The sequence below is a fragment of the Hyphomonas chukchiensis genome (genome assembly GCF_000682695.1).
Classification (GTDB): Bacteria; Pseudomonadota; Alphaproteobacteria; order Caulobacterales; family Hyphomonadaceae; genus Hyphomonas; species Hyphomonas chukchiensis.
In genome coordinates, this window is the sequence record NZ_AWFG01000010.1 from 79,655 (window position 1) to 106,191 (window position 26,537).

The 26,537-nt window shown below is 62.4% G+C and carries 25 protein-coding genes; 13 read left to right on the forward strand and 12 right to left on the reverse strand.

Translation table 11 applies throughout. The features are described from left to right. Positions 1-3: 3 nt before the first annotated feature. From HY30_RS03950 to HY30_RS03960, 3 genes are all read right to left on the reverse strand, one after another. Positions 4-1,815, reverse strand: coding sequence for an SLC13 family permease (locus HY30_RS03950; protein ID WP_034737328.1), 1,812 nt, complete (start codon positions 1,813-1,815; stop codon positions 4-6). A gap of 110 nt (positions 1,816-1,925) precedes the next feature. After that, positions 1,926-2,906, reverse strand: coding sequence for an alpha/beta fold hydrolase (locus HY30_RS03955; protein WP_034737330.1), 981 nt, complete (start codon positions 2,904-2,906; stop codon positions 1,926-1,928). After that, positions 2,906-3,643 carry a DUF4197 domain-containing protein gene (locus HY30_RS03960; RefSeq protein WP_034737332.1) on the reverse strand — a complete coding sequence of 246 codons (738 nt, stop codon included), beginning with the start codon at positions 3,641-3,643 and terminating at the stop codon, positions 2,906-2,908. Before HY30_RS03960 ends, HY30_RS03955 begins: the two co-directional genes overlap by 1 nt. A gap of 194 nt (positions 3,644-3,837) precedes the next feature. Here HY30_RS03960 and HY30_RS03965 point away from each other — a divergent pair, with 194 nt between their 5' ends. The 5 genes from HY30_RS03965 (at position 3,838) to HY30_RS03985 (ending at position 8,131) form a co-directional block, all read left to right on the forward strand. Continuing rightward, on the forward strand, positions 3,838-4,200 hold the full coding sequence (locus HY30_RS03965) for a BlaI/MecI/CopY family transcriptional regulator (protein WP_034737334.1): 363 nt from the start codon (positions 3,838-3,840) through the stop codon (positions 4,198-4,200). Further along, complete coding sequence (locus HY30_RS03970) at positions 4,197-6,104, forward strand: M56 family metallopeptidase (RefSeq protein WP_034737336.1); 1,908 nt, start codon at positions 4,197-4,199, stop codon at positions 6,102-6,104. The genes HY30_RS03965 and HY30_RS03970 overlap by 4 nt, the downstream gene beginning before the upstream one ends. A 138-nt stretch (positions 6,105-6,242) precedes the next feature. After that, positions 6,243-6,689, forward strand: a complete 447-nt coding sequence (locus HY30_RS03975; RefSeq protein ID WP_034737338.1) for a hypothetical protein — start codon at positions 6,243-6,245, stop codon at positions 6,687-6,689. Positions 6,690-6,713: 24 nt separating this feature from the next. Next, positions 6,714-7,523, forward strand: a complete 810-nt coding sequence (locus HY30_RS03980; RefSeq protein ID WP_034737340.1) for a 3-deoxy-manno-octulosonate cytidylyltransferase family protein — start codon at positions 6,714-6,716, stop codon at positions 7,521-7,523. Between the two features lie 5 nt (positions 7,524-7,528). Next, positions 7,529-8,131, forward strand: a complete 603-nt coding sequence (locus HY30_RS03985) for a histidine phosphatase family protein (RefSeq protein WP_034737342.1) — start codon at positions 7,529-7,531, stop codon at positions 8,129-8,131. Here HY30_RS03985 and HY30_RS03990 read toward each other — a convergent pair. Both HY30_RS03990 and pepN read right to left on the reverse strand, forming a co-directional pair. Next, a complete protein-coding gene (locus HY30_RS03990; RefSeq protein ID WP_162176888.1) occupies positions 8,128-10,527 on the reverse strand; it encodes a sensor histidine kinase in 2,400 nt (799 codons plus the stop codon). The genes HY30_RS03985 and HY30_RS03990 overlap by 4 nt on opposite strands. Positions 10,528-10,628: 101 nt before the next feature. Then, positions 10,629-13,205 carry an aminopeptidase N gene (gene pepN / locus HY30_RS03995; protein WP_034737344.1) on the reverse strand — a complete coding sequence of 859 codons (2,577 nt, stop codon included), beginning with the start codon at positions 13,203-13,205 and terminating at the stop codon, positions 10,629-10,631. A 153-nt stretch (positions 13,206-13,358) separates the two neighbouring features. Between pepN and HY30_RS04000 the strand changes: the two genes are divergently transcribed. Next, positions 13,359-13,739 carry a VanZ family protein gene (locus tag HY30_RS04000; protein WP_034737346.1) on the forward strand — a complete coding sequence of 127 codons (381 nt, stop codon included), beginning with the start codon at positions 13,359-13,361 and terminating at the stop codon, positions 13,737-13,739. A gap of 6 nt (positions 13,740-13,745) precedes the next feature. On the opposite strand, the gene HY30_RS04005 is transcribed toward HY30_RS04000, so the two are convergent. Beyond that, positions 13,746-14,324, reverse strand: coding sequence for a hypothetical protein (locus tag HY30_RS04005; protein WP_034737347.1), 579 nt, complete (start codon positions 14,322-14,324; stop codon positions 13,746-13,748). Positions 14,325-14,536: 212 nt separating this feature from the next. Here HY30_RS04005 and HY30_RS04010 point away from each other — a divergent pair, with 212 nt between their 5' ends. Together HY30_RS04010 and HY30_RS04015 are read left to right on the forward strand one after the other, a co-directional pair. After that, positions 14,537-15,652 carry an acyl-CoA dehydrogenase family protein gene (locus HY30_RS04010; RefSeq protein WP_034737350.1) on the forward strand — a complete coding sequence of 372 codons (1,116 nt, stop codon included), beginning with the start codon at positions 14,537-14,539 and terminating at the stop codon, positions 15,650-15,652. Positions 15,653-15,666: 14 nt separating this feature from the next. Beyond that, positions 15,667-16,869 (forward strand): acyl-CoA dehydrogenase family protein, encoded by a 1,203-nt coding sequence (locus tag HY30_RS04015; protein ID WP_034737352.1) that lies wholly within the window; start codon positions 15,667-15,669, stop codon positions 16,867-16,869. A gap of 10 nt (positions 16,870-16,879) precedes the next feature. Here HY30_RS04015 and HY30_RS04020 read toward each other — a convergent pair whose 3' ends face one another. Genes HY30_RS04020 through HY30_RS04035 form a run of 4 tightly spaced genes read right to left on the reverse strand, consistent with a single transcriptional unit; the run spans position 16,880 to position 20,332 of the window. Beyond that, on the reverse strand, positions 16,880-17,470 hold the full coding sequence (locus HY30_RS04020; protein ID WP_034737354.1) for an ABC-type transport auxiliary lipoprotein family protein: 591 nt from the start codon (positions 17,468-17,470) through the stop codon (positions 16,880-16,882). Next, positions 17,470-18,423 carry an MlaD family protein gene (locus tag HY30_RS19025; RefSeq protein WP_051614795.1) on the reverse strand — a complete coding sequence of 318 codons (954 nt, stop codon included), beginning with the start codon at positions 18,421-18,423 and terminating at the stop codon, positions 17,470-17,472. The genes HY30_RS04020 and HY30_RS19025 overlap by 1 nt, the downstream gene beginning before the upstream one ends. Positions 18,424-18,437: 14 nt before the next feature. Beyond that, entirely contained in the window at positions 18,438-19,202 is a 765-nt protein-coding gene (locus HY30_RS04030) for an ABC transporter ATP-binding protein (RefSeq protein WP_034737356.1), read from the reverse strand. Beyond that, positions 19,199-20,332 (reverse strand): ABC transporter permease, encoded by a 1,134-nt coding sequence (locus HY30_RS04035; protein ID WP_034737358.1) that lies wholly within the window; start codon positions 20,330-20,332, stop codon positions 19,199-19,201. Before HY30_RS04035 ends, HY30_RS04030 begins: the two co-directional genes overlap by 4 nt. A gap of 87 nt (positions 20,333-20,419) precedes the next feature. Here HY30_RS04035 and dgcA point away from each other — a divergent pair, with 87 nt between their 5' ends. After that, positions 20,420-21,403 carry an N-acetyl-D-Glu racemase DgcA gene (gene dgcA / locus HY30_RS04040; protein ID WP_051614797.1) on the forward strand — a complete coding sequence of 328 codons (984 nt, stop codon included), beginning with the start codon at positions 20,420-20,422 and terminating at the stop codon, positions 21,401-21,403. A 99-nt stretch (positions 21,404-21,502) separates the two neighbouring features. Continuing rightward, positions 21,503-22,642, forward strand: coding sequence for an EstA family serine hydrolase (locus tag HY30_RS04045; protein WP_034737419.1), 1,140 nt, complete (start codon positions 21,503-21,505; stop codon positions 22,640-22,642). A 12-nt stretch (positions 22,643-22,654) separates the two neighbouring features. Here HY30_RS04045 and HY30_RS04050 read toward each other — a convergent pair whose 3' ends face one another. Beyond that, positions 22,655-23,767: an Rv3169 family protein gene (locus tag HY30_RS04050; RefSeq protein WP_034737360.1), complete on the reverse strand. Its 1,113-nt coding sequence runs from the start codon at positions 23,765-23,767 to the stop codon at positions 22,655-22,657. Between the two features lie 108 nt (positions 23,768-23,875). Here HY30_RS04050 and HY30_RS04055 point away from each other — a divergent pair, with 108 nt between their 5' ends. Together HY30_RS04055 and HY30_RS04060 are read left to right on the forward strand one after the other, a co-directional pair. Next, the gene (locus tag HY30_RS04055) at positions 23,876-24,304 is read left to right on the forward strand and encodes a PaaI family thioesterase (RefSeq protein ID WP_034737362.1); all 429 of its coding nucleotides are present in this window, start codon (positions 23,876-23,878) and stop codon (positions 24,302-24,304) included. Then, entirely contained in the window at positions 24,301-24,651 is a 351-nt protein-coding gene (locus HY30_RS04060; RefSeq protein WP_034737364.1) for a DUF423 domain-containing protein, read from the forward strand. The genes HY30_RS04055 and HY30_RS04060 overlap by 4 nt, the downstream gene beginning before the upstream one ends. On the opposite strand, the gene HY30_RS04065 is transcribed toward HY30_RS04060, so the two are convergent. Further along, positions 24,648-25,259, reverse strand: coding sequence for a hypothetical protein (locus HY30_RS04065; RefSeq protein ID WP_155839238.1), 612 nt, complete (start codon positions 25,257-25,259; stop codon positions 24,648-24,650). The two genes, HY30_RS04060 and HY30_RS04065, sit on opposite strands and share 4 nt — an antisense overlap. Before the next feature lie 113 nt (positions 25,260-25,372). Between HY30_RS04065 and pip the strand changes: the two genes are divergently transcribed. Beyond that, complete coding sequence (gene pip, locus HY30_RS04070; RefSeq protein ID WP_034737368.1) at positions 25,373-26,362, forward strand: prolyl aminopeptidase; 990 nt, start codon at positions 25,373-25,375, stop codon at positions 26,360-26,362. Positions 26,363-26,537 lie beyond the last annotated feature (175 nt).

Genomic DNA, 26,537 nt, shown 5'->3' on the forward strand with positions numbered 1-26,537 from the left:
GGCTTAGACCAGCGGCCAGAAGAACGGGATGACGAACATCGAGACCACGAACATGATTATGTTCAGGGGTAGCCCCACCTTGATGAAATCCATGAACCTGTAACCACCCGCCGTATAGACCAGTGTATTGGTCTGGTAGCCGATGGGCGTCGCGAAACTGGCGCTGGCGGCAAACATGACGGCTACCACGAAGGGGCGCGGGTCGATGCCGAGGTGGGTGCCGAAGCCGATGGCGATGGGGGTCAGCAGCACAGCAGCGGCATTGTTGCTGATGAATTCGGTCAGCGCGGTCGTCACCAGATAAATCATGGCGAGCAAGGCCAGAGGGCCAAGACTGCCCATGGGCCCGGCGACAAGATCAATCACAAGCTGGACAGCACCGGTCTTCTCCATCGCCTGCCCGAGCGCGAGCATGCCGAAGATCAGCATGAGAATGTCCCAGCGGATGGCCTGATAGGCTTCCTGATGGTCGAGGCAGCCGAGTGCGACGACAGCGGTCGCCCCGATGATTGCAAGCGCCGCAATCGGCAGGACTTCAAAGGCAGCCAGTCCCATGACCAGTAGCAGCGCGATGACCGCGATACCCGCCTTGTCCCGGCGTACGGACCGGTCGCTGGTGGCCGTCAGGTTGTTGAGCGCCCCATCCTCGAACATCTGGCGCATGCCTGCCGCTGGCCCCTCGACCAGAACCGTATCGCCGACATCAAGGCGCATCTCGCCAAGCTGGTCCGCCATGTTCTCGCCGCGCCGGTGTACGGCCATGATGTAAACGCCATAAAGCCGGGCAAGACCAAGGCCGAGCAGGCGGCGGCCGATCAGGCGCGACTGCGGGCCGATCACGCCCTCGGCAATGATCACTTCGCTCGCCTGAACCGGCTCAAATGCTGTGCCCTCCTGGGCATCCGCGCCGATGGCGACATGGCCCAGCTCCTTGAGGCTGAGCATTTCCGACACGGGCGAGCGCAGGACGATCCGGTCGCCGCCGCGCAGGATGAGCTTGCCCAGCGACGCCTTGAGCGACACGCCCTCACGCAGGACATCAATGATCGAGAATCCGCGCTGGGGCGAGAAGCCCGTCTCGGAGAGGGGGCGCCCGATGAGCACGGAGTCGATAGGGATCAGGATCTGTGCAATGAAACGGCGCTCTTTCTGGTCGGGCAGCATGCCGGCCAGCGTGTCGCGCTTGGGCAGCAGCCACCATCCGACCAGTGAAAAATAGGCCATGCCCGCGAGCGCAAGCAGCGAACCGGCTGCCGTGATCTCGAACATGCCGAACGGCTTGAGGCCACCTGACTGGGCGACACCGTCAACAAGCAGGTTGGTGGACGTGCCGATCAGGGTGGTGGTGCCACCGAATATGGAGGCAAAGGAGAGCGGGATCAGCAGTTTCGACGGCGATATCTTCAGCGACTTGGCAAGCCGGATCGCAACTGGGATGAGCACGACGACAACGGGCGTGTTGTTGATGAAAGCCGACAGGAAGATCACGGCCAGCATCATTACAAGAATGGCGAGGATCGGCGACCAGCCATGCGTGGCTTGCGTCACCCATCGCCCGGCCTGATCGATCACGCCTGTCCGGTCGAGCGCGGCGGACATGACGAACATGGCGGCAATGGTCAGCGGCGCGGCATTGGAGAAGACCCCCAGCGTTTCCTTGACGCTCATGATGCCGGTCAGCATCAGCGTACCCATGGCCAGGAGCGCAATCACGTCTGCAGGAAGCGATTCCCGTACGAAACCAAAAAACACGACAGTCACGAGGAACAGGACGATCGTGATCTGTACGGGGGACGAGGCCAAAAACTCGACCATGCGGATGAACTCCAAAATTCTGGAGCGATTAGACCTGAAGCCCTAATCGACGCAACGGCTCTTGCGCGTTCGGCACGCAAACGACGATACAGATTTTCTAATCGATGAGCCTAGCTGACCCGTCGGCGACGGGCGTAAAGCGAGCGTGACACAGGGCCGTCTTCCTCGACCGTGAAGCCTTCAACGAGACGCGCGATGAAGGCCGATAGCTGGTCGCGGACTTCATAGGGCGCTTCCATGGGCAGGAAATGGGACGTTCCGCGCACCTGTTTCATCATCAGGTTGGGGTACATCTGGATGAGCTGGGCGCGCACCTTGCCGCTGATGACGGAATCCGAATTAGGCCTGAGGATGGTGATCGGGATCTTCTTCTTTCTCACCTTGCGCATCGCGCCCCAGGGACGGTTGCGCTGTGCGGCAAAAGTTGCCGCTTCCCATTTCGGTTCACACAGCAGTCGCCATTCCTGTTCTGCGTTGGCAGCTTCGTCATGATCGACACGATCAATGCCATCCAGCAGGTAGTCGGCCAGAAAGGGCTCGCGCCAGCTGCTGAATGCGCCACGGCCCGTATAGGAATCGAGCGCATCGCGGAAGGATTTGAACACCGGTTTGCGCTTGCGCGCCCGCTTGGCCATGCCATTGCGCGCGATCAGCATCGAAACTGGCGGGAAGACGTGGTTCCAGAAATAGACCTTGCGCGACAGGATGACCGGATCGACCAGCACGAGGCCCTTCACCAGATCCGGCCGCTTGCCTGCAACCATCAGCGCGACGCAGCCTCCCATGGAGTGCCCGCCAAGGACAACGCCGTGGGGCGCCTCCTTTTCCAGCCACTCTATGACATCGTCACGAAACCGGCTCCAGGATTTGAGGCTGCGCGGCTTGGCAGCCAGCGTGGTGCGCCCATGCCCGCGCATGTCGAGCGCCGCGATACGGGCCCGAAGCCCCAGCGGCGCGAGCAGCGATTGATAGGTCATGGCATTGAAGCCGGTCGCATGCAGCCACACGGCGGCATAGGGCTTGATGGGGTCCCCAAACTCGATGCCGACAAGTTCGCCGCCGGCCTTCAACTCACTTTTAATTCTGCGCATCAGGCGCGATTCCCGAATACACGGCGCAGGATTTCGCTCGTACGTGCCACTGGGTTTTCCCGAATCTTCTTTTCCTCTTCCGCCACATAAAGGAAGATTCCGTCAAGTCCGAGGCCCACGGCATGTTGCGTCAGATCGTTCTGAAGGCTGCCCGTCACACCGCCGAAACCATACTGGCCGGCAACCTGTTCAAGTTGCGTGAAGGCACCGGACTGCGCGAGCGTCTGTTTCACATAAGGCGTGAACGCCTGGCGCAGCTGTGTCTCTGTTCGGGAACGGAGATAATCGGTGGCAGCCGTGTCGCCGCCATTCAGTATCTGCAGGGCATCATTGATCGTGATGGATTTCACGGCGCCCAGTATCAAGGTCCTGGCCTCTGGCACGGCCGCTTCTGCCGCGCGGTTCATGCGCATTTCAAGATCATCAAGCGGGCCGCTCGCCCCAACGCGAGCCAGATTAGTCTGGATGTCGCGATAGGTCTTTGGCAGCGGAATGCGTATGCGCGGATCGCCGAAATAGCCGTTTGTCTTGCCGAGTTGCGAGGCGACGAGATTCGTACCGACCGTCAGCGCCTCGCGCAGGCCCGCATCGATCTCGGCCTGCGTCAGGGCGCTCTGGCCACCCGGCGTGCCCATGATATCGCCAAGAATCGCGCCGTAGTCGCCCGCAGTTCCGGTTGTTGCGCAGCCCGTTGGCAAAAGCGCCAGCGCCAGCGCACTGAATGTCGCTATTCTCATCGCCCTCTCCTCAACTTGCCGCCCTGACCACCCGCCGGGACCCTACAGGAGCGCCCAGGTGAATAGAAGAGACAAGAACACCGCTGCGGCATCAAAGCGATGGGTTACAGTCTTGTCATCAGAAATGCGTTGACCACACATGTAGTCTTCGCTTAAGACTACGCGTGTAGTCCAATCTCGGGGAGAGAGCAGGAATGAAAATATCGGCCGCAGAACTCGAAGTCCTGAGCGTGCTGTGGGAGCAACCCGGCATCGCGGCAAGCGATGTGCATGAGGCGCTCGCAAATGACAAGGACTGGACCAGCCGCACCGTAAAGACACTCCTGTCGCGCCTCGTCGAAAAAGGCGCCGTCAGCACGCAGGAAGACGGCAGGCGATATCTTTACATTCCGGCGATTGACGAAGAATCCTACAAGGCCAAGGCAGCTGGCCAATTCATAGACCGGGTTTTCTCCGGACGCGCTGCACCACTCGTTGCCTACCTGGCAGACAGCCGCGGCCTGACATCCCAGGATATCGAAGACCTGGAAAAACTTTTGGGGGACCTCAAGAAATGATCACCGAATTTCTCACGCCTGATCCGAAATCGGTCATGGAAATGGTTCTTGCCGTTTCGCTGCTGCTCCTTGTGGTTCTCTTTGCCCGCAAGGCTGTCGCCCGCGAATTCGGCCCTGGCCTCGCCTATGCGCTCTGGCTGTTGCCTCTGGCGCGCCTTGTCATGCCGCCTTTGCCGACGGGCATGTCCTGGATCAGCCTTCTCGGCCTCGCGCCAAGCCTGCCGCTGACAGACGCGGCAAAGGTCTCGGCATCAACGGCGACCCAGGTCTGGGCATCCAGTGATGCGCACACCGTCACGATCGCGCCTGTGACACACACAGTGGACGCCGTGCCAGTCGCGCCTGTCACAACGGATGGCAGTTTCCTCCCTGGCATGGATATGGCCGCATCGGTCATGACCCTCCTGCTGGCGGTCTGGGTTATCGGCACGCTGGTTGCCCTTGTCCGCAACAGCGCCGCACAGCAGAGCTTCATGCCCGTCGTTGCCCGCGAGAAGATGCCGGCCTCACCGCAGCTGCAAGCCCTTGCAGATGACGTTGCCCGTCAGGTCGGCCTGAAGCGGACACCGCAGATTGCCACCAGCCTGATCTCGAACGGCCCGCTCGTGACCGGACTCTTCCGCCCGATCGTGCTCCTGCCCGCATGGTTCGAGGCCGATTATGATCGGGTCCAGCAACGTGCCGCCCTCGCCCATGAGCTGACGCATGTGAAACGCGGCGATCTCTGGGCGCTGCAGATCGCCGAACTCTTTGTTGCCTGCCTCTGGTTCAACCCATTGGCCTACATGTCCCGTGCGGCCTTTCGCACAGACCAGGAAGCAGCCTGCGACGGCGATGTCCTGCGCTGCGGCGCCGCCAGCCCGCACGCCTATGGCTCGACGCTGCTGAAAGCCGTGCGGATTTCGGTGCCGGAACGCCTGCCAATGGCGGCCAGCCTGCCGCTGACCCATTCCCTGAAGGAGCGTATGCGCCGCATGGCCTATCCGGCGCCGACGAAGCGCCGCCGGCTGGCGGGTGTGGGGCTGACGGCCCTGCTCGGTTCGGTGGCAGTCATCTCTACGGCGTCCGTGACGGCCAGCGCCGGAGAAGCAAAAGCAGAGCTGACGCGCAGCCTGAAGATCGACAACTCCACGCTGTATATCAATGGCAAGAAAGTCGAGGATCGCCAGTTCGTCCTGCTGGGGGATCCGATCCAGACGCCTGATCCGTCCATCGAAGCGGATATCGCCGAACTGAACCACCGGATCAGCCTGGAAGCCCGCAACATCAACGTACCCGATGCCATGCCGCCTCTGCCACCGATGCCTGTCATGCCGGCGCAACCGCCTGCGCCGCCCGTACCGCCAGCCCGTGATGTTTCCGAACTCGATGGCGGCACGCATAGCCATGCATTTTCAGAAGAAGCGGCTGAGGCTGAAGCAGAAGCAAATGCGGCGGCCTGGGAAGCCTGGTCCGACGAATACGAAAGCCGCATGTCGCAATGGGAAGACGAAGTGGATCATATCGTCTCCAAATGGGAAGACACCTACGGCGAAGACCTTGAAAGAACCAATATGGAGATCGAAGCGCGTATCGAGAGCTGGACCGGCCAACTCGAAGCCAAGATTGAAGCAGCCTACGGCGACGGCCAGGAGGGCCGCGAAGAGCAGACCACCCAGGCGCTAGAAACACTCGCGCTTTCCTGCCGAGACGCGAAGCTGGCCCCGGGCGAGACCCGCATCCTGGCTGCCCCCGGCCCGTATGGCGACGATCTTCATGTCGCCTGTGTCGAAGGCAATGCCGCTCGCCTGAAGGCCGCCGAGACACTGGCCGCCATTAAGGAAAGCGGTCTTCTGCGCGATGAGGAAAAAGCGGCTTTCCGGAAGATCGGAACGTTCCGCCGCACGATCGAGATCAACAAATAGGCGTTGTAACCTCACCTTTTGCCAACGCTTGAGGCCCCGGTGTGTCTCCGACACCGGGGCCCTTTTCTGTTCAACGCGCTTTGCGCCTGCGTGCCCCGGCTTTAGGGTGCGCCATGATCAGCCAGACGGGACGTTGCAATGATGAAAACCAGATTCGCCGCCATCCTGCTTGGCCTTGCCTGCCTCACAGCCTGCGCCTCCGTCGAGCCGAAGCCCTGCACGGCTGAATGGGTCGACTACAAGACCGACAAGGTGCTGAAAAAGTTCGCGTCGAACAACCGCGGCATGATCAACGACCTGCGCCGCTTGCAGAATGCCGATGGCGATGTCGACCCGTTTGTGGCCATGCAGCTGCTCTCCAAGAAGGATCGAATCCAGCGCTTTGCCGATACGTTCCAGACCATCGTCGTTCCCGAACTTCAAGCGGCTGTCGATCAATGCGGCGACGAAGAACTGACCCCGGCCTTCACCGAGTTCCTGCGCAATGAAGGCGTTGGCGACGCGACACTGCAATGGGTTGGCCCGCTGATCGGATTGATGCAGGACATGCGCGAGCCGCAAAACCAGCGGCCGAACACGCTCTAGGCCCCACGCCAAGGTAATGCCTGCATGAAGACGCTCATTGTTGTCCCGGCCCGCTATGGCTCGACCCGATTCCCGGGCAAGCCGCTGACGCTGATTGCCGGCCAGTCCATGGTCAGCCGCGTGGCCACCATGGCGGCCAAGGCGGCTACCGCGCTTGAAGACGCTGCGCATGTGGTTGCAACCGACGACGCGCGGATCGAGGCGCATTGCAGGGAGCGCAACATTCCCGTCGTACTGACCGATCCGGCCCTGCCGTCAGGGAGCGACCGCGCGCTGGCCGCCGCAGATGCACTGGGTGTCCTGCCGCAGGTCGTGGTCAACCTGCAGGGGGACTCGCCGTTCACGCCGCCGGCCCACATCATCGCGGTGGCCGAAGCCGTTCTGACCTCCGGAACGGATGCGGCGACGCCTTATGTGCGGCTGACATGGGACGCGCTGGACGACCTGCGCGCGCACAAGCTGGACACGCCCTTTTCGGGCACCACGCTGACGCATGATACTGACGGCCGCGCGCTCTGGTTCTCGAAAATCATCCTGCCCGCCATGCGCAAGGAAGCCGCCCTGCGCGCCGCCGGCAACCTGTCACCGGTCTGTCGGCATATCGGGCTTTATGCGTTTCGCCTCGAAGCTTTGCGGCGGTATGTGAGCCTGCCCGAAGGCCATTACGAACAGCTGGAAGGGCTGGAACAGCTGCGCCTTCTGGAGAATGGCATGTCGATCCAGTGCGTTGAGGTTGCCCCGGACACGATTGCGATTCCCGGCATCGACACACCGCAAGACGTTGCGCTGGCCGAACGGCTGATCCGCGACCATGGCGACCCGGCGGGGGCGTAAGACCCTTGGCCCGCCTGATCATCCTGCGCCACGGCAACACGTTCGACAAGGGTGAAACGCCGACCCGCGTCGGCGCACGGACGGACCTTTCCCTGTCCGTTTCGGGGCGCACGCAGGCCCATGCACTGGCCGCGCATTTCCAGGATACGGCCTTCTGCGCCGCCTTCTGCTCACCCCTGCTACGCACGCGCCAGACGGCCCGCACCATTCTTGATGCCCGGCCGCATGCGCCCGCCTTGCGCATCCTGACCTTCCTGACGGAAGTGGATTACGGCCCGGACGAGAACCAGACGGAAGACACGGTGATTGCACGTATCGGCGCCGAAGCCCTCGCCGCTTGGGACCGGGATGCAACACCGCCGCCCGGCTGGCAGGTTGACCCCGCCGCCTTGCGCGCCGCCTGGGCGAGCCTGCTGGAACGCGCATCAACTCTGGAAGCAGATGCAAACGTGCTGATCGTCACCAGCAATGGCATTGCGCGATTCCTGCCGGATGTGGTGGATGCGCAGCCTGATGGCTTGGACCGGAAGCTGAAGACGGGGGCCTGGGGCGTGGTGGATGTCAGCCCGGACGATTCGCGCATCCTCGACTGGAATCTGCGGCCCTAGGCAACTTCGCGGGCGTCTTCCTCGGCGACGCGCTCGCTGGCACCCGAGATGGGCAGAAGGATAGAGACAGTCGTGCCTTCACCCTCGATGGACGAGAGGCTCATCTGCCCGCCATGCATCTCGGCGAATGACTTGGTGAGCGCAAGGCCGAGGCCTGTGCCTTCATAATTGCGGTCGCGCGAGCCTGACACCTGCTCGAACGGCTTGGCGAGACGCGGCAGGTCCTCGATCGGGATGCCGATCCCGGTGTCGGTAACACCGATCTGGATATCCGCGCCGCTCTGTTCGACCGTCACCGTGATCGTGCCGCCGGAATCGGTGAACTTGATCGCATTGGACAAGAGGTTCAGCACCATCTGGCGGATGGCGCGGTGGTCGGCGTCCAGGTCCGGCAGGCCGGGCTGGGCCTCAAGCACGATCTGGATACCCTTGTCTTCGGCCTTGCGGCGGATCATGCGCACGGCGGCATCGACCGGGTCAACCGGATCAATGGGCTGCGGATTGATCGTCATCTTGCCGGCTTCGATCTTCGCCATGTCGAGAATATCGTTGATCATGTCGAGCAGGTGCTGGCCGGATGTCAGGATGTCGTGGGCATAGCCCTTGTAGCGCTGATCGCCGAGCGGACCGTAGAGCTCATGCGCGAGGATTTCCGAGAAGCCGTTGATCGCGTTGAGCGGTGTGCGCAGCTCGTGGCTCATATTGGCCAGGAAGGCCGACTTGGTGTGCGCCGCGTGCTCGGCCTTGGCCTTCTCTTCGGCGTAGCCCCGGGCCAGTTCGTTCGCGCGACCTTCGGATCGCTCAAGCTCGAGGTTGATCTTGCGCATGCTCTGCTTCTGGCGCTTGAGCTCCTCCTCATTGTGGACGTTCTCGGTCACATCAATGCCAACCGTGATCAGGCCGCCATCAGCCGTCGGCCGCTCCACCAGCTTCAGCCAGCGGTCGGTCTGCAGCTCGACTATCATTGTGCGGGCATCCTCGGAGGATTGCTTCTCGGCGCGGATGGCGCCCGTGCGGGCGATCATGATCGTGTCGTAACTGATGCCGGGGCGCAGCGTGTCCTGAAGGCCGAAGTCGAGCGCGAAGGCCCGGTTCCAGTAGAGCAGCCGCTTGCGATGATCCCAGAGCGCGAACGGGCCGTTGAAGCCCTCAATCGCGGACCGCAGGCGACGCTCGGCCGCTTTCACGCGGTCTTCCGATTGCTTGCGATCTGTAATGTCGAGCACGATACCGCCGAAGATCGACGTCTTTCCAGTCGGGTCTTGCGTCATGCTGCCACGCATCTCGATCCAGAGCGGGGGCTCCGAATGGGAGAGGAACTGCGTCTGGATCCACCCTATGTCGCGGGCCTTTTCGAGTGTCTCGATCATGCGGGCCTGATGCTCAGGATGCACCTGCCGCAACATGTCCTGCACGTCGATCAGGCCGGAGCCGTCCATGCCGAAAAGGTCTGAGGCGCCATCGCTCAGGAAGACGGCCGAACTGCCCGGTGCCCATTCCCAATAGCCGGCACGCGCACTGCGCATCACGAGCCCCATGATGCGGTCGGCTTCATCCTCGCGGGTTTCCTCGATCAGGCTGACGGCATCCTCGCGGGATAGACGGTTCATCAGGCCGACAATCGCCAGCACCGGCGCAGCCAGCAAGAGCGCAAAGATGAGGAGGCGAACGAGATCGTCCAGCGTAAACAGGGGATGGAGCACGCTCTCGCAAACCGCAGCAGGGCTGCCGTCCAGCGGAACGCATGCGGTCGCGAGACGGTTGAAATCTGGGGCCGATGTCAGGCGGGTCTGGCCGGGATTGAGGGACGCAATGGCCGCTTCCAGGGCCGGGTCGCCAGAACCAACGCGGGTATTTCCGGAGACAAGCGTGACCCTGCGACCTGCTCCGACCGCCGGCAACCAGGTTCCCGCCGGCGCGATGGCCAGCATGGCACCGGCTTGTTCAGGATTGGAGACGAGAATGATATCGCCCTGCGAAGAGACCCCGAAGCGATAGCCCTGCTCAAGCAAGGAGGCAGCCGTCACAGCGGCGACCTGAAGGCGGCTTCCTGCAGGCGATTGCTGGGCATCCTTGAGTGACAGAACAGCGTCCACACCCGGTGTCGCGGCCGCAATCGCCGAGCGCGACGCGCCGGATTCGGCCACGAGGCGGATGGCGACTTCAGCGGTCTCGGCGCGGCCCTCCATGCGTCCCGCAATGGCGGCGGCCTGGGCCTGAAGGGCCGACAGCATGGCCACATGGGCGCTCTGGCGTTCTTCCCAGGCCTTGAGGCCAAGGGCGCCAGCCATAAGGACGATGATGGCCAGGATGGTCCATTTCAGTCGCACGGCAACCCTTGCAGACGCCTTGTCTGCAGCGGTCATTCCATCAGAACTGACGACTTGATCCGCCAAGGAGGCTCCATTCACCCAAATTGGACATACTTACCCGTATACCGTTTTCCGGTGGAATCATTGCCTAAGTGTTAATAATCCTGACGAAATCGTTAACTACTTCACCCGAGGGCCCGACCGACAATGTCGGCGGAGTTGGGCGACAGTTTCGCTTCCTGCAGACGCTTGAGTGTCGCCTGCGCTGCAGCGCCGGCCTTGGGTTCCAGCACGCGCCATTGCTCGAAGGCGGTGATGAGGCGGGCCGCCAGGGCCGGGTTGGCCGCATCAGCCTTGAGGATAATGTCTTCCACGGCGCGGTAACCGGAACCGTCCGGCGCGTGGAAGGCGGCGAGGTTGGCAGTGGAGAAGACGCCGACGACGGACCGCACGCGGTTCGGGTTTTTCAGGTCAAAGTCCGGATGGGCGGCCAGTTCCGCAACCGTCTCGGCGGTTCCCTGCCCGGCCTGCACGGCGAACCACTTGTCCATGACGATGGGGTTATGCTTCCAGTTCGTCTCAAAATCGGCCAGCGCTTCGTCACGCTCCGGGCATTTTCCGTCCATTGTCAGGGCACGCATGGCGGCGAGGCGCTCCGTCATGTTCGTCGCCTTCTTGTACAATACCAGCAGCTTGCGGCGCGCATCCTTGTCTTCGGAAGCTCCGAGCAGGTTGATGCACGCCCCGCGGAAGGCCCGCACACCGGCCTGTTCCGCCGAAGGTGCATAGGGTGCAGGCGATGGGGCTTCGAGGGTGGTTGCCACCGTGCCCGAAAGCGCTTCGGCAAGGGCCGCCTGCAAACGCTTGCGGGCAGAATGGAGGGCGACCGGGTCGGCCGGCTCACGCTCCAGGAACAGTTCGCCGACTTCCGGCAGGCGGGTCAGCAGGGCCGCGAGCGCGGGATCGTCGCCCGCATTGCGGATGGCGGCGGCAATCGCAGAGACGAGTTCGCTGTCGGGCTTGGCCTGGCTGCCTTCGGAGAGCTTGAGGATTTCCTCGGTAACGAGCGTGCGCACGCCTTCCCATTGGTTGAAGGGATCGGTCTCGGCCACGACAAGGGCAAGGCGCTGGTCGCGGGTGAGGTCACGCTCAACACGGATTGGTGCGCTGAAGTCGCGGTTGACCGACAGGAGCGGGCGGCCGCTGGTTACCTTGCGCTTGATCGTCGTTTCAGCCGTGTCGAGCACGGTCAGCCAGGCATCAGTGCCGCCAGTGCCGTTGAGCAGGGCCAGTTCCAGCGGGATGGGAACGGGCTTCTTGTCACTCTGGCCGGGTGTTGGCGGCGTTGTCTGGGAGAGGTTGATGGTGAGTTCCCTGGCGGCCTCGTCCCAGCTTTCCTCGACTGTGACGCGCGGCGTACCGGCCTGCGCGTACCACAGGCGGAACTGGGTGAAGTCCTTGCCGGTCACGTCCTCGAAGCACTTGTAGAAATCTTCTATGGTCACGGCCTGACCATCATGGCGCTCGAAATAGAGGTCCATGCCTTTGCGATATGTTTCCTCGCCAATGATACGGCGGAGCATGCCGATGACCTCGGCGCCCTTCTCGTAGACCGTGGCGGTGTAGAGGTTGTCGATCGACCCGTAATGATCCGGACGGACCGGATGGGCGAGCGGGCCGGCATCTTCGGCGAACTGGCGGGCGCGCAAGCGGATGACATCCTTGATGCGCTGCACCGGGCGCGAGCGCATGTCGGCGGAGAAGTTCTGGTCACGGAAGACGGTGAGGCCTTCCTTCAGGCAGAGCTGGAACCAGTCGCGGCAGGTGATGCGGTTGCCGGTCCAGTTGTGGAAATATTCGTGGGCAACGATGCTCTCGATGGCTTCGAAGTCTGCATCGGTGGCGGAGTCTTCATCGGCGAGCACATAGGCCGAGTTGAAGACGTTGAGGCCCTTATTCTCCATGGCGCCGAAATTGAAGTCGCGCACGGCAACGATGTTGAAGACACCGAGATCGTATTCGCGGCCATAGGTCTGCTCGTCCCAGGCCATCGAGCGCTTGAGGCTGTCCATGGCCCAAGCCGCGCGGTCTGCATCGCCCTTGTCGACATGAATGGCGAGGTCGATGTGCTTGCCGCTCATGGTGGTGAAGCTGTCGCGATAGACATCATAGTCGCCGGCGCAGAGCGCGAAGAGATAGGAGGGCTTCTTGTGCGGATCGTCCCACGTGATCGTGTGGCGACCATTGCCGGCGTCTTTCACATCGCCGGGCGTGCCATTGGACAGCATGATCGGGCAGGCGGCCTTGTCGGCGAGGATAGTGACGAAGAAACGGCTCATCACATCCGGGCGGTCCGGATAATAGGTGATACGGCGGAAGCCCACAGATTCGCACTGCGAGCAGAAACGCCCGCCCGACATGTAGAGACCGGACAGCGCCGTATTCTTCGATGGCGCGATCACCACCACGGTGCGGAGGGTAAACTGATCCGGCACATCCGGCAGCGTCAGGCCCTGCTCGGTGAGGCTGTAATCGGAGGGCGTTAGCGCGCGGCCGTCGATTTCCACCGAGACCAGTTTCAGCGCTTCGCCGTCCAGTTCGAGCGGCGCATTGCCCGAACCTTCCTTGCGGGTGACCTTCAGCGTAGCAGTCACCCTTGTTGCATCCGGGTCCAACTCAAAGGAAAGGTCAACATGCTCTATATCGAACGGATAGGGCGTGTAGTCGGCGAGCTTGACGGCAACGGGGGTTTCAGTGCGCATGATGTCTCCGGAAAACGGCAGCGGGATAAGGGCTCGATACGGGCTGAGACAGGCCGCGTCGAGGGTTTGCCTCACTGACATCGGGACGGAACGGTCCGTTTCCAAGGGGCAGAGCGCCCCGGGACTGCAGGAAACACAAGGGAAAACGCGCGGATGAACCAGCTATTGTCCTTCCTGGCTTCGCCCATCGTCCGTCGGATCGCCGGGATAACAAGCCTGCTGGTCGCTGTGGCCATCGCGATCCTGTCGCTCGTGCCGGGACAGGACCTGCCGGACGTGCATCTCAGCGACAAGGCAGAGCACGCGATTGCCTACATGGTTCTGGCGGGACTGATATGCTTCTGGCTCGGCCGCGAGCGCATCGTAAGGGGCGTCATCGTCGCCGTGGGCTATGGGGCGGTGCTGGAGTTTGCGCAGGCGCTGGCGGGCACGGGGCGCACGCCTTCGCTGCTGGATGCGGGAGCGAACCTGCTGGGCGCCTGTATCGGGGCAGCGCTGGCATGGGCAGCCCTCGCCATCGGGCGCGCGCGCTGAAGCGGCCTATTCGGCGGCGGCGGCCACGGCGTCTTCTTCAGACTGATACACGTGGCGCAGGATCAGCGCGCAATGGCTTGCCAATTGCCTCGCCTCCTCCGGCAGGTCTTCCGGAATTGCGCCAGCCATGTCGGCAAGGCGTCTGGCGATGCGCAACAATTCCGGCGTATGGACGATCATTCGGGCTTGGTGCTCGATGCGGTGGGGATCGCGGTCATACTCGCTGCCCGTCACACGCCAGCCTCCCCAGTCGCCATCATCGGTGACAATAACAGGGAAGGTTGCAGGGTTGGGATCGACCCCCAGCATGGTCGTGGAGCGCCACTTGATCAACTTGCGGTCAATCCGCCATTGTTCGAGCAGAAAATCCTCTTCGTCATCCTCTGGGCGCTGATGCTTGTGGACCGTTTGTTCGGACAGAAGCTCGTGCGCTTCGAAGCGGCGACCGAGGCCACAATCATAGGACACTTTCAGAGGCTCTTCGACATTCTTCACCCATTGCGGAATGACCTGTTCGACCAGCGCCCATGTGCCGACAGGTTTGACGAATACGCGTTGCGACTTGTGGAAGGTTGCCTTGGCCATAGTTCGGTGTCCCCTGAACCAATACCTCAGCCTGCCCGAATCCCCTTTCTTTGAGCTGAAAACGATAGATCAAATTTCATCTATCGCTGGGTGAGCATCAATTGAAATCGAGGATTTCCGCTGGGTCACGGCTTTCCGCGCACGTAAAGGGCGCTAGATTGGCACCATAGCAAAGTTATGCGCCTCCACAGGGGGCCAGGGAGCCAGACGCAATGAATTTCGATTTTTCCGAGGACCAGAAGTTTCTCGCCAATGAGGCGCGAAAGTTTCTCGAAAGCCAGTGCGGGATGGGCGAAGTCCGCGCCGTCCTGAACGACGACTCCAAGGCCTATAATGAAGGCGTGTGGAAGAAGGTCGTCGAGATGGGCTGGCTCGGCACGAGCATTCCGGAAGAACATGGCGGCCTCGGGCTCGGCATGCTGGAAATGTGCGTCCTGGCCGAAGAGATGGGCCGCGTCCTGGCGCCTGTGCCATGGGCCTCGACCGCCTACTTCTTCACCGAAGCGCTTAAGCTTGCAGGCTCCGAAGCCCAGCAGGCCGAGATTTTCCCGAAGATCGTTTCAGGTGACGTGATCGGCTGCTACGCCGCCAGCGAAGGCCCGGGCAACCCCGACGCCGCTTCGCTCAAGACGACATTTGACGGCAAGACAATCAGCGGCGTGAAAGTTCCTGTTACGGATGGTGACGTGGCCACGCACGCCGTCGTGCTGGCCAAGGACGGCAAGGGCGCGAGCCTCGTTCTGGTCGACCTGTCCGGCAAGGGCGTCTCGAAGAAGGTTCTCTCGACACTGGACCCGACCCGCAGCCATGCCGAACTCACCTTTGACAAGGCCCCCGCCACATTGCTCGGCAAGTCGGGCGACGGCGCGGTCCTGAACGATGAACTGCTTAACCGTGTGGCCGTGCTGATCGCGTTCGAGCAATTGGGCGGCGCCTCGCGCTGCCTCGAAATGGCGAAAGACTATGCCATGGAGCGCTACGCCTTTGGCCGCCCGATCGGTGGCAACCAGGCGATCAAGCACAAGCTGGCCGAGATGTACGTGAAGAACGAAGTGGCACGCTCCAACTGTTTCTACGGTGCCTGGGCACTGTCGACGGATGCGGCCGAACTGCCTGAAGCCGCCGCTGCTGCCCGTGTGGCCGCATCGGAAGCCTTCTGGTTTGCCTCGAAAGAGAACATCCAGACGCATGGCGGCATGGGCTTCACGTGGGAAGTCGACTGCCACCTCTTCTACCGCCGGGCCAAGCTGCTCGCGGTTCAGGCCGGCAGCCCCAAGGTGTGGAAAGAGAAACTCGTCCGCGCCATCGAAACCAAGAACGCAGCGTAGGAAGGATCAGACAAATGGACTTCAACGATACCAAGGAAGAAGCAGAGTTCCGCGCCGAAGCCCGCGCGTTCCTCGACAAGCACCTCGAACCAAAAACGGGCGCACGCCCGCGGCCAGGTTCCGGCAAGGACGCACTCCAGCGCGCCAAGGACTGGCAGAAGATCAAGGCGGAAAACAAGTTCGCCCAGATCACTTGGCCGGAGGAATGGGGCGGCCGCGGTGGCACGTCCATGCAATCGGTCATCTGGGGACAGGAAGAGTCGAAATATGATGCGCCGACCGGCCCGTTCGCCATCGGCCTCGGCATGTGTGTGCCAACCGTCATTGCGTTCGGCTCCGACGCCCACAAGAAGCGCTATGTCGAGAAGGCCCTGAAGGGCGAGGAGATCTGGTGTCAGCTCTTCTCCGAACCATCGGCAGGCTCCGATGTTGCCGGCCTCAAGACGAAAGCCGTCAAGGACGGTGACGAGTGGGTGATCAACGGCCAGAAAGTCTGGACCTCCGGCGCGCACTATTCCGACTTCGGCATCGTGCTCGTGCGCACCAACCCGAAAGTGCCCAAGCACAAGGGCCTGACCATGTTCATCGTGAACATGAAGCAGAAGGGCGTCGAAGTCCGTCCGATCCACCAGGCCTCCGGTGGCCGCGAGTTCAACGAAGTCTACTTCACGGATGTGCGCATTCCGGATTCCGACCGCCTCGGCGAAGTCGGTGCCGGCTGGAAAGTGGCGCTCGTGACGCTGATGAACGAGCGCCTTGCCGTGGGCGGTTCACCCGGCCCGGACTGGGGCGAGATCATGGAATACGCCAAATCGTCCGGCACGATCACCGATCAGGCTTTCCGCGAGAAACTGGCTGACTGGTATGTCGCGGCGCAAGGCTACAAGCTGACGAAATTCCGCACCATGACGGCCCTCTCACGTGGCCAGACACCGGGACCGGAAAACTCGATTGGCAAGATCATCACGGCCAACCATTTGCAGGACATCTGTAACTCGGCCATCGAAATGCAGGACCATTACGGCATCATCAACGATGCCGAGACGATGCCCGGCGACGCCATCTTCCAGCAGAGCTTCATGTGGGCGCCGGGCCTGCGCATTGCGGGCGGCACCGATGAGATCCTGAAGAACATCATCGCCGAACGCGTGCTGGGCCTGCCCCAGGACGTGCGCGTCGACAAGGATCTGCCATTCGACGAGATGAAAGCCGGCTAAGGCCGCCGCGTCAGGACTTCGGTTCTGGCGCGACCGCCTTTTCGGCGACAAAGGCAGCGACATCACTGACACAGGCCCTGCCCGCATCGGTCAGGGCCTTTGCACGTGAGGCGTTATCATTGCCCTGCGCGACAGCCGATGTTGAGACGCTTGTCTGCGCGAGCATCTTGCGCGAGCGCCCTTCAAGCAGCGTCGCCTGAATCCGGCAACGCGCCGTCGTGCCCGAGAGCGTGAAGTCGGACATGCGCCAGGCCAGCTCGAAATCCGCATCCGCGCCGGTATCAGAGCCGATGGCGACACCGCCGCCCTCGCCGCCAAGAGAATCCAGGAGGGCAATCTGCATCATGCGCGTGGCACTGTCGGTCCATTCCACACCGGGCACGAGGCGAAGCGCCCCGCTGCCGTCCTCTGATGCAATGGCGCGTCCGCCAAAGAGGCGCGAGGCTTCGGGCTCCCGAATGATGATAGAAGCATCAATGGGATGCACCGTCTCGGTAGGACCGAACCGGTAGAGACCCTCAGGAACCTTTTGCTCCGGTAGAAGCGATACACATGATGCGAGGCTGGCAGCAGCCAGCGTAATAGCAATTCGGCGCAACATCAGCGCTCTCCTTCATAGGGAATGGGATCGCCAGCGACGAAGCTCTGGGGATTGCGTTCGATTTCGCGGGCGACTCGGTCAAGCCGGTTGATCAGGACGCGCAGGTCCTGGCTGGCGAGGCGCGCGTCCTCAATGGCAGATGTTGCAGGCCCCTCAATGGCGTCCGCCGCAGCCGAGACAGCGCGATTGCTCTGTTCGATCGTTTCATTGGCGGTCTTTGTGATGCTGCGCACATCACTGACGACGAGGTCCAGCTGGTCTGCCAGTTCGGCAACGCGCGTATTGGTTGTGGTGCTGAGCGTCTCGAACGAGGCTGAGGCGGCTTCGAACTTGCGCGTGGCTTTTGACACATCGTCCAGTGTGGCCGAGGCCTTGTCGGCCAGGCCATTGTCCTGGGCGATCTTGCCGCTAAGCAATTCGAGATTCTTGAGCGTCGCGGACAACGCATCGATATTCTCGTCGGTGAAGACGAGGTTCACGCGCTGGATGGCCTGGTTGGCGTTCCCGAGCACTTCCGTGCCGCCGGAAAAGAGTTCGTCCAGCTGGGTGCGTTCGGCCTTGATGACAGGAACAGGCTCGCCTGCCCGCGCTTCGAGCGGCTCGCCGGTACCCGCTGTGATCTGGATAAAGGTCGTGCCCGTAATACCGGCCAGCTGAATGGAAGCGGTCGAGTCCTTGCGGACCGGCGTTTCGCGGTCGATGCGGATACGGGCGCGGACCTTGGACGTATCCGCCCGGTCAATGCGCACGGTCGAGACTTCACCGACCTTGATACCGATATAACGGACCGCGGATCCTTCCTCGAGCGAGACAGGGCCTTCGAACACGATGTCGTAGGCCTTGAAGTCCTGCCGGAACTGGGCCTGCCCCAGCCACATCACGAAGCCCGCGACCGCGAAGGCCGCGATCAGCACAAAGGCGCCGATGAGGGCATAATTAGCGCGCGTTTCCATATCCGGTCTCCATTCTAGTGTCCGGTGGCGGCACGGCCACGCGGGCCGCCAAAGTATTCCTGCACCCACGGGTGATCGAAGGCGCGTAGTTCGTCGATCGTTCCAATCGCCAGTACTTTTTTCTCGCCCAGCACGGCAATCCGGTCGCAGACAGCATTCAGCGTATCCACATCATGGGTCACAAGAAAGACGGAGAGCCCCAGCGATTTTTGCAGCTGGCGCAATAGCGTGTCGAAACCGGCCGCCGTGATCGGATCGAGACCCGCCGTCGGCTCATCAAGAAACAGAAGTTCGGGATCGAGGGCCAGAGCGCGGGCGAGCGCCGCACGCTTGCGCATGCCGCCGGAAAGGTCTGACGGGAACTTGTCGCCTGCATCCGGCTCAAGCCCCGCGAGACGGATTTTCATGTCGGCCAGTTCTGCGCTGAGTTTGGGCCCGAGGTTCGTGTGTTCCTTCATGGGCACCATGACATTCTCGCGCACCGTGAGGTTCGAGAACAGGGCGCCATCCTGGAACATCACGCCCCAGCGCCGCTCGAGGCTGCGGCGCTCTTCGTCGCCAAGCGTATCGAGCTTCCTGCCAAAGACCTCTATCGAACCGGCCGAGGGATGTTTCAGCCCAACGATGGCCCGTAGCAGGACCGACTTGCCGGTGCCAGAAGGCCCGACCACGCCAAGCACTTCGCCGCGCTCAACGTCGAGGTCCAGATGCTCATGCACGGTATGCGTGCCGAAGCGCGTCTCCAGATCGCGGATACGAATGATCGGATCGGCGCTCATATATCGAGCTCCATATAGAAGATCGCAAACAGCGCATCGATCGCGATGATCGAGAACAGGGCCTGCACCACCGATGTTGTGGTTGCGCGGCCTAGCGACTGCACGCTGCCGCCCACATTCAGCCCCTGACGGCAGGCGATGAGGACGCAGACAAGACCGAAAACAGGCGCCTTGGACATGCCGACCCAAAACTGGTCGAGGGGCACGGAATCCCTGAGGCGAACGATGAATACGCCCGGATTGATATCAAGGGCCAGCCACGCCACCATCACGCCGCCGGCAATGCCTGCCAATGTCGCAGCAAAGGCAAGCACGGGCGTCATGATCAACATGGCCAGCACGCGTGGCACGACCAGCACTTCCATCGGCTTCAGGCCGAGCGTCTGCATGGCGTCGATTTCCTGACGCATCTTCATCGTGCCGATCTGGGCGGTGAAGGACGAGTTGGTGCGGCCCGCCAGGACGATACCGGTCAGCACGACGCCAAACTCACGCAGCTCCGAATAGCCGATCAGTTCGACTGTATAGATCTCGAGATCGAAACTCTTCAGTGTGGTCGCACCGATAAAGGCGATGACCATGCCGACGAAGAAGGAAAGGAAAGTGATGATCGGCAGCGCGTCGAGCCCGGATTCCTCCATGACGGCGACAATGCTGGTCCAGCGCAGCTTCCAGGGCTGCAGGAGCATGCGGGCGCAGGTGGCGAGCGTTTCACCGAGAAAAGCCAGGGTTGCGATGCTCTCCGAAGCGATGTGCATGAAAGACCGACCGGTTCGGTCGAGCAACGCCATGATACTGCCATCCTGGGCCGGGCTCTCGGGCGCCGGCGTGGACACGGCATGGATCTGCGCGATCAGGCGCGTGGCGTTTGGATGGTCGCCGATAATCTCGGGTTCGCCCTCTTCGGCAGAGCCGGCGGCGCGCAGCGTGCGGTCGATGACGAAGGCACCGGCGGTATCGAGCTTGCCAAGATCCGAGACATCCACAGCGAGCGGAGACGAGACGTTGAGCGCACGCAAGGCATCGTCGACGTCCTGCACATGCTGGACGGTCCAGTCCCCGGTCAGCCGGAGGACGGTGCGTTCGTCGCTTTCATCAAGCGCGAATTCGGGGGAGACTGTTTCTGCCATCAGCGTGTAACTACCTGACTTGCCTAGCAAAACATGCTTAAGGCAAGGGCATTCAAATAGATGAAATTTCATCCATCGGGACAAGGTATGAGCAATCGGCACCTCGAAATCACCGCTGTTTCATCGCCCCTGAGGGCCGCCTTTGCCATTTCCAGGGGGGCGAAAACCGAGGCCGTCACCCTCCGCGTCAGGCTTCAGCAGGACGGCGCGACCGGTTGGGGCGAGTGTGTTCCTTATGCGCGCTACGGCGAGACGGTCGAGAGCGTAACCGCCGCCATTGAGGCGATGCGCGGGGCCATTGAAGAAGGCCTCACGCGCGTGGAGCTGCAGGAGCGGATGCCCGCTGGCGCCGCCCGTTGCGCGCTGGACTGCGCGCTGTGGGACCTTGAGGCGAAGACGAGCGGCACGCCGGTCTGGCAACTCGCGGGTCTGCCGGAACCGAAACCAGTCGAGACCGCCGTGACGGTGACCCTCGATACGCCGGAGGCCATGGCCGAAGCCGCGAAGACAACACAAGGTCGCCTGCTCAAGCTCAAACTCGGCGGCGCGGAAGACCTGAAACGGATCGAGGCTGTGCATCTGGCACGTCCCGATGCGCGTCTGATCGTCGATGCCAATGAGGGTCTGCTACCCGCAGACTTCCCCGCCATTTCGAAGGCGGCGGCCGGTCTGGGCGTCGTGCTGATCGAACAACCCTTCCCGGCATCAGATGATGAAGCGCTGGTCCGCCGCCCGGCCCCGGTCGCGATATGCGCCGACGAAAGCGCCCATACGAGCAGCGACATACAGGACCTCGCCAGACGTTATGACGCCGTGAACGTGAAGCTCGACAAGACGGGCGGCTTGACCGAGGCGCTCGCCATGGTGCACGCCGCCCGGGCCAGCGGCATGGGCGTCATGATCGGCTGCATGGTGGCGGGGTCGATCTCGATGGCGCCCGCTGTGCTGCTCGCTGGCCTCTGCGACGCCGCCGACCTCGACGGGCCGCTCTGGCTGAAAGAGGATGTCGCGAACGGGCTCACCTATCGCGACGGCTGGGTCGAGCCGCCCACAGGCGCGCTTTGGGGCTAGGCTGACGCGACGCGATGCGTGGGGCTGGCGATCTTCCCGTTGCCGTTGTGCAGCTGACCTCCTAGGATTTCAGGAGAACAGACCCGGGAGGAAATGGGCATGGCGAAGGCCGAGGTGCAGGGATTCGTGCACGATAAATTCGAAGGCGTGCGGGACCAGTTCCAGACGCATCTGGACACGGGCGCAGATATTGGTGCGTCCTTCTGTGTCACCAAGGATGGCGAAACAGTCGTCGACCTCTGGGGCGGCCATGCCGATGTCGAGAAGACACGGGCTTGGGAAAAGGACACGATCGTCAACGTCTATTCGACGACGAAAACCATGACGGCCCTGACGGCCCTATTACTGGCCGATCGCGGCGAGCTCGACTTCGATGCGCCGGTTGCCAAATACTGGCCAGAATTTGCCGCCAATGGAAAAGCTGACATCAAGGTCAGCCATTTGATGAGCCACTCGGCGGGCCTGTCAGGCTGGCGCGAACCCATTACCAATGACGACCTCTATGACTGGGAGAAGGCCACCAGCCTGCTGGCGGCGCAGGCCCCGCTCTGGGAGCCGGGCAGCGCGCCCGGCTATCACGCCATCACGCAGGGCTATCTCGTGGGTGAAGTCATCCGCCGCATAGCCGGCAAGACGGTCGGCACCGTTTTCCGCGAGGAGATCGCCGGACCGCTGGGCGCGGACTTTCATATCGGCCTGCCAGCCTCGGAAGACGCCCGCGTCGCAGATCTGAAACCGCCAGCGGACGCCAGCATCTCGGCGGACCCGACCCTGACCGACATCAAAAGGGTTACGCTTACCAATCCCGGCATTGATGTCAGCGAGACCCGCACCCGCGCCTGGCGCGGCGCGGAAATCCCGGCAGCGGGCGGCACGGGCAATGCGCGCTCGGTGGCGACGATCCATACGATCCTTGCCAATGGCGGCATGGCGAACGGCAAGCGCTTCATGAGCGAGGCCGGTTGCCGCAAGGCGCTGGAAGAACAGATCCAGGGCACGGACCTGATCCTTGGCATCCCCGTGCGTTATGGCCTCGGCTTTGGACTCTCAGGGCCAATGTCACCGGCGCTCAATGAGCATTCCATGTTCTGGGGCGGCTATGGCGGGTCCATCGCGCTGATCGACATGGAATCGCACACGACCATGTCCTATGCGATGAACCTGATGCAGGGCACGACGACAGGCGACATGCGGGCGATCACCCTCGCCATGCAGGCATGGCAAGGACTGAACGCTTAAGGCCTCAGGCCCCTATTTCGCCGGGTCGAGGATGTCCTTGAATCCGCTCGGCGCATGGGGGCCGAGGAAAAGCTGCTCGAACGTGCCGATGCCTTCGGAGCCGAGGCCGTCGGGGCCTTCGTGCTTGGCACGGACGATTTCCTGGATGTGCAGGTTCTCGATGACGTGCCACGGCATCTTTGCCGGCTCGAAGTCCTCGCGTGCAATGGCGAGCTGATCACCCCGGAAGGCGCCATGGCGATACTTGTCGTGGCCATAGCCGATGCCCTTCATCAGGAAGGTGCCCATCGGCTCGAATGTCACCTTGTGGGCGCGGCCGCTCGGGTCTGTCATATCCAGCTGAGCGCTCTGCATCCGACGGGTGCCGGGGGCGTAGACCGTATTCATCTTGGCATCGGCAAGATGAATACCACCGCCCTGATCTGCCCCATCAGGCACGATGACGGCGCGCGTGTTCCACGGTGTGCCGGTCTCATCATGATTGACGTGATAGAACATGGAAAGGTTCGGGAAATTGGTCGGCGTCCAGATCCAGTAGAATTGCGGTGGCGGCGCCGGGATCAGCGGCTGGGCGTCCGGCGCGCCGATCGGGCGCACGCCCCATGAGCGGTCGCGCGTTCCCGTAAAGTCGGCAGGCTTGATGTCGATCTCAGTGCCGTCCATGCGCAGGCTGCCGGACCAGCGGCCATTCTGCGTCATGCGCGTCAGGTCCATCATCATGCGTGGGCCTTGGCGGCGGGTGAAGCGCGGCTCTTCAATCGGAAAGGCGCGGCCTTCGAATTCGACGTCAAGCGCAAGGCCCTCGGTTTCCTCAAGGCGCAGGCGGATTTTCTTCAGCGGCTCGACCACCTCGACCGAGAGCGGGCCGACATGCGTGTCCATGCGCTCCATGTTGAGCGGGCGCGAGAGATAGACGCTGGCCTGCTTGCCATTGCGGAGGATGGAGACCGCGCCGTCGATGATATTCAGATGCGGGTAGACACCCATGGCGGCGGCAAAGAAGGTTGAGCCGTCGGCGCTGTAGCCGTTGAAGAAATACCGGTCATAGAAATTGCGGTCGGAGCCGGAATAGGCAACGGGTTCCGGGGTCTGGTGGATGGGGTATTCGTCACCGGCGCTCAGCATGGGATATCCTTCCTTGGGGTCACCTCTTGGCGGGTGATCTGTCGTGCTTACGGTGGACGATGGAGATCAGCCCATCAAGGGGTGACGCAAAGGGAGGCAGCGCAATTCATGTCACAGATGACAGCGGCAGAGGCCAATACATTCCTGTCGGGCGCATTCAAGAGTTCCGGGAACCGCAGCGAAGTGACGCTGATGGAAAAGGGCCGCGCCGTGGTAAGGCTGGTGGCTGATGAGACGCACTTGCGGCCGGGCGGCTATATTTCCGGGCCAACCCAGATGAGCCTCGTCGATACGGTCGCCTATATGGCGGTGATGACGCTGACAGGACACGAGCCGATGACGGTGACCAGCAATCTGAACATCAACTTCCTGCGGCCCTGTATCGGCCCCGTGGTTGTCGCTGACGCGCGCGTCATGAAGATCGGCCAAGCGCTGGCTGTCATGGATGTGGATGTGCGCATCGAGGGCGCCGAGAAAGCCGCGAGCCATGCCATCGTGACCTATGCCCTGCCCCGCAAGCCGGAAGCTGGCGCATGAACCGGCTGGGCCTCGCCGCCGCACTCACCGGCTTTGCCGCCGTGGCCCTCGGAGCGTTCGGGGCGCATGGGCTGAGCCTTAACGGGGATGCGCTGGACTGGTGGAACAAGGCGACGCTGTACGGGCTGGTGCACGCAGCTGCCGCGCTGGCGATTGCGATCAGCGTTCAGGCCGGGCTTTTGCGCCGGGCCGGCTGGGCCTTCATTCTGGGCGCAGTGATTTTTTCAGGCTGCCTCTATGCAATGGCATTGGGCGCGCCGCGCGGGCTGGGCGCAGTCGTTCCGTTGGGTGGGGTTTCGTTCCTGACGGGATGGGCGCTGGCCGCAGCAAGCGCGGTGCGGCGCTAGCCGACGATCGAGTTCAGCGAGGCGTATTTGTCGGCCAGCTTGTCGGCCGTATGGCGGGCAGAATCGATCGTGTCGGCGAAATCGGAGAGTTCGGCATCGACCGGGGCCGTATCCATGTCCATGTCAGCGCGGGCGGCCACAGTGTTGAGCGCGCTCTGGAAGTTGCGATAGGCCGTCTGGGCACGTACGAGCGCGCGTTCATAACTCATGACATCGGTACGCGTGGCAGCATCAGCAGCGGCGCTGTTCAGGACGGCTTTGGCTTCAACCGAGACGGCTGCGAGGCCGGTACGGGCCGCTTCACTGTCGGCCGAGATGCGCGAGAGGACGATGGCGGGGGCGTTCGTGGCGGCGCCGATGCGGCTCGCATAATCGTCAGGCGCGTCGCTACGGCCATTGATCAGCATATCGGCGAAGCCAGCGAGACCGCCGGAGGCCTCGACCCAGCCCTCTTTGGTGGCAGTGTCAGAATATTCAGCCGAAACCTTGCGCAGGGCAGACTGGTTGTGCGAGAGGCCGCTTTCCACTGTCGCTTCGCCCGGCATCATCGAGACGGTTGCGCAACCGCCAAGAAGGCATAGGGATAAACTCAGGAATACGCTACGCATCAATCGGCCACCTAAACACCTGTCTGGGTCCCCACCCGTAATAACTTCTACGAATGGTAATTAGCCAAGTCCAGTATTAGTTCCCAGACTTGCTGAGAAATAGTGAAGAACGCATGAATAAGCGCCAGACCCGACGCACTTTGTACCCCAGACACGAATCGAGGCGCAGCGGACGGCTCCGCGTATCGGATATTCACGAGATCTACTGGGAAGAATCAGGCAACCCGGACGGCGTTCCGGTCGTCGCCCTGCATGGCGGCCCGGGCGGCGGATCGAATCCCGAGATGCGCCGATTCTTCGATCCGACCCGGTATCGTATCTTCCTGTTCGACCAGCGCGGCTGCGGCCGCTCGACCCCGCATTCGGAACTGCGCGAGAACACGACCTGGGACCTGGTCGATGACATGGAGACCCTGCGCGAGCATGTCGGCGTCGACCAATGGGTCGTTTTCGGCGGTTCCTGGGGCTCGACCCTGTCGCTGGCCTATGCCGTGACGCACACGGAACGGGTGCTGGGCGTGGTACTGCGCGGCGTGTTCCTCGTGTCGAAGGCGGAGATCAGCTGGTTCTACCAGTCGGGCGCGAGCCGCCTGTTCCCGGATTCCTATGACCGCTATGTCGCGCCGATCCCCGAGGACGAGCGCGGCGACCTGCTGAATGCCTTCCACAAGCGCCTGATCGGCAGCGACAAGAATGCCCGGATCGAAGCGGCCCGCGCCTGGGCCCGCTGGGAGGGCGAAACGCTCTCGATCAAGGGCCCGGTGACAACGCCGCCGCGCTTCAACGAGGATGACTTTGTTGACGCCTTTGCGCGGATCGAGTGCCATTATTTCGTCAATCGCGGCTTCTTCGCGCATGATTCCTGGCTGCTGGAGGAATGCGAGCGCAAGCTGAAAGACGTGCCGGGCATGATCGTTCATGGGCGCTATGACGTGGTGACCCCGCTGTCGACGGCTTGGACGCTGTCCAAGGCCTGGCCGAAAGCACAGCTGCACATCATTCCCGATGCCGGCCACTCGTCGATGGAACCCGGCATTGTCGACCACCTCATACAGGCTACGGATGATCTGGCCGAGATGTTCGGACCGGCAAAAAAGGGCTGATGTGCCAGCGACGCCTGTGAGGGCGCTTGGGGACTGGTTTCTGGTTTTTCGGGAGGGGGATTCCGGGTCAGGTATCCGGCAGCGGCAGCCAGTAGCCCCGTGTCCCCTGCGCAGGCAGGGGCGCGGGCGTGCGACGGGCCGGGATTCGCCGCCCCTGCCTGCGCAGGGGACACGG

Bases quoted from the DNA above. Each gene is read 5' to 3' on its own strand.
- HY30_RS03975 (WP_034737338.1), top strand. From the start codon at position 6,243: ATGATGAAAACCAGATTCGCCGCCATCCTGCTTGGCCTTGCCTGCCTC.
- HY30_RS04035 (WP_034737358.1), bottom strand. From the start codon at position 20,332: ATGGCAGAAACAGTCTCCCCCGAATTCGCGCTTGATGAAAGCGACGAA.
- HY30_RS03965 (WP_034737334.1), top strand. From the start codon at position 3,838: ATGAAAATATCGGCCGCAGAACTCGAAGTCCTGAGCGTGCTGTGGGAG.
- HY30_RS04060 (WP_034737364.1), top strand. From the start codon at position 24,301: ATGAACCGGCTGGGCCTCGCCGCCGCACTCACCGGCTTTGCCGCCGTG.
- HY30_RS04020 (WP_034737354.1), bottom strand. From the start codon at position 17,470: ATGTTGCGCCGAATTGCTATTACGCTGGCTGCTGCCAGCCTCGCATCA.
- HY30_RS04050 (WP_034737360.1), bottom strand. From the start codon at position 23,767: ATGCTGAGCGCCGGTGACGAATACCCCATCCACCAGACCCCGGAACCC.
- HY30_RS04015 (WP_034737352.1), top strand. From the start codon at position 15,667: ATGGACTTCAACGATACCAAGGAAGAAGCAGAGTTCCGCGCCGAAGCC.
- HY30_RS04065 (WP_155839238.1), bottom strand. From the start codon at position 25,259: ATGCGTAGCGTATTCCTGAGTTTATCCCTATGCCTTCTTGGCGGTTGC.
- pip (WP_034737368.1), top strand. From the start codon at position 25,373: ATGAATAAGCGCCAGACCCGACGCACTTTGTACCCCAGACACGAATCG.
- HY30_RS19025 (WP_051614795.1), bottom strand. From the start codon at position 18,423: ATGGAAACGCGCGCTAATTATGCCCTCATCGGCGCCTTTGTGCTGATC.
- HY30_RS04045 (WP_034737419.1), top strand. From the start codon at position 21,503: ATGGCGAAGGCCGAGGTGCAGGGATTCGTGCACGATAAATTCGAAGGC.
- HY30_RS03960 (WP_034737332.1), bottom strand. From the start codon at position 3,643: ATGAGAATAGCGACATTCAGTGCGCTGGCGCTGGCGCTTTTGCCAACG.
- HY30_RS03980 (WP_034737340.1), top strand. From the start codon at position 6,714: ATGAAGACGCTCATTGTTGTCCCGGCCCGCTATGGCTCGACCCGATTC.
- HY30_RS03955 (WP_034737330.1), bottom strand. From the start codon at position 2,906: ATGCGCAGAATTAAAAGTGAGTTGAAGGCCGGCGGCGAACTTGTCGGC.
- HY30_RS03950 (WP_034737328.1), bottom strand. From the start codon at position 1,815: ATGGTCGAGTTTTTGGCCTCGTCCCCCGTACAGATCACGATCGTCCTG.
- HY30_RS04000 (WP_034737346.1), top strand. From the start codon at position 13,359: ATGAACCAGCTATTGTCCTTCCTGGCTTCGCCCATCGTCCGTCGGATC.
- dgcA (WP_051614797.1), top strand. From the start codon at position 20,420: ATGAGCAATCGGCACCTCGAAATCACCGCTGTTTCATCGCCCCTGAGG.
- HY30_RS04005 (WP_034737347.1), bottom strand. From the start codon at position 14,324: ATGGCCAAGGCAACCTTCCACAAGTCGCAACGCGTATTCGTCAAACCT.
- HY30_RS04010 (WP_034737350.1), top strand. From the start codon at position 14,537: ATGAATTTCGATTTTTCCGAGGACCAGAAGTTTCTCGCCAATGAGGCG.
- HY30_RS04030 (WP_034737356.1), bottom strand. From the start codon at position 19,202: ATGAGCGCCGATCCGATCATTCGTATCCGCGATCTGGAGACGCGCTTC.
- HY30_RS03970 (WP_034737336.1), top strand. From the start codon at position 4,197: ATGATCACCGAATTTCTCACGCCTGATCCGAAATCGGTCATGGAAATG.
- HY30_RS04055 (WP_034737362.1), top strand. From the start codon at position 23,876: ATGTCACAGATGACAGCGGCAGAGGCCAATACATTCCTGTCGGGCGCA.
- pepN (WP_034737344.1), bottom strand. From the start codon at position 13,205: ATGCGCACTGAAACCCCCGTTGCCGTCAAGCTCGCCGACTACACGCCC.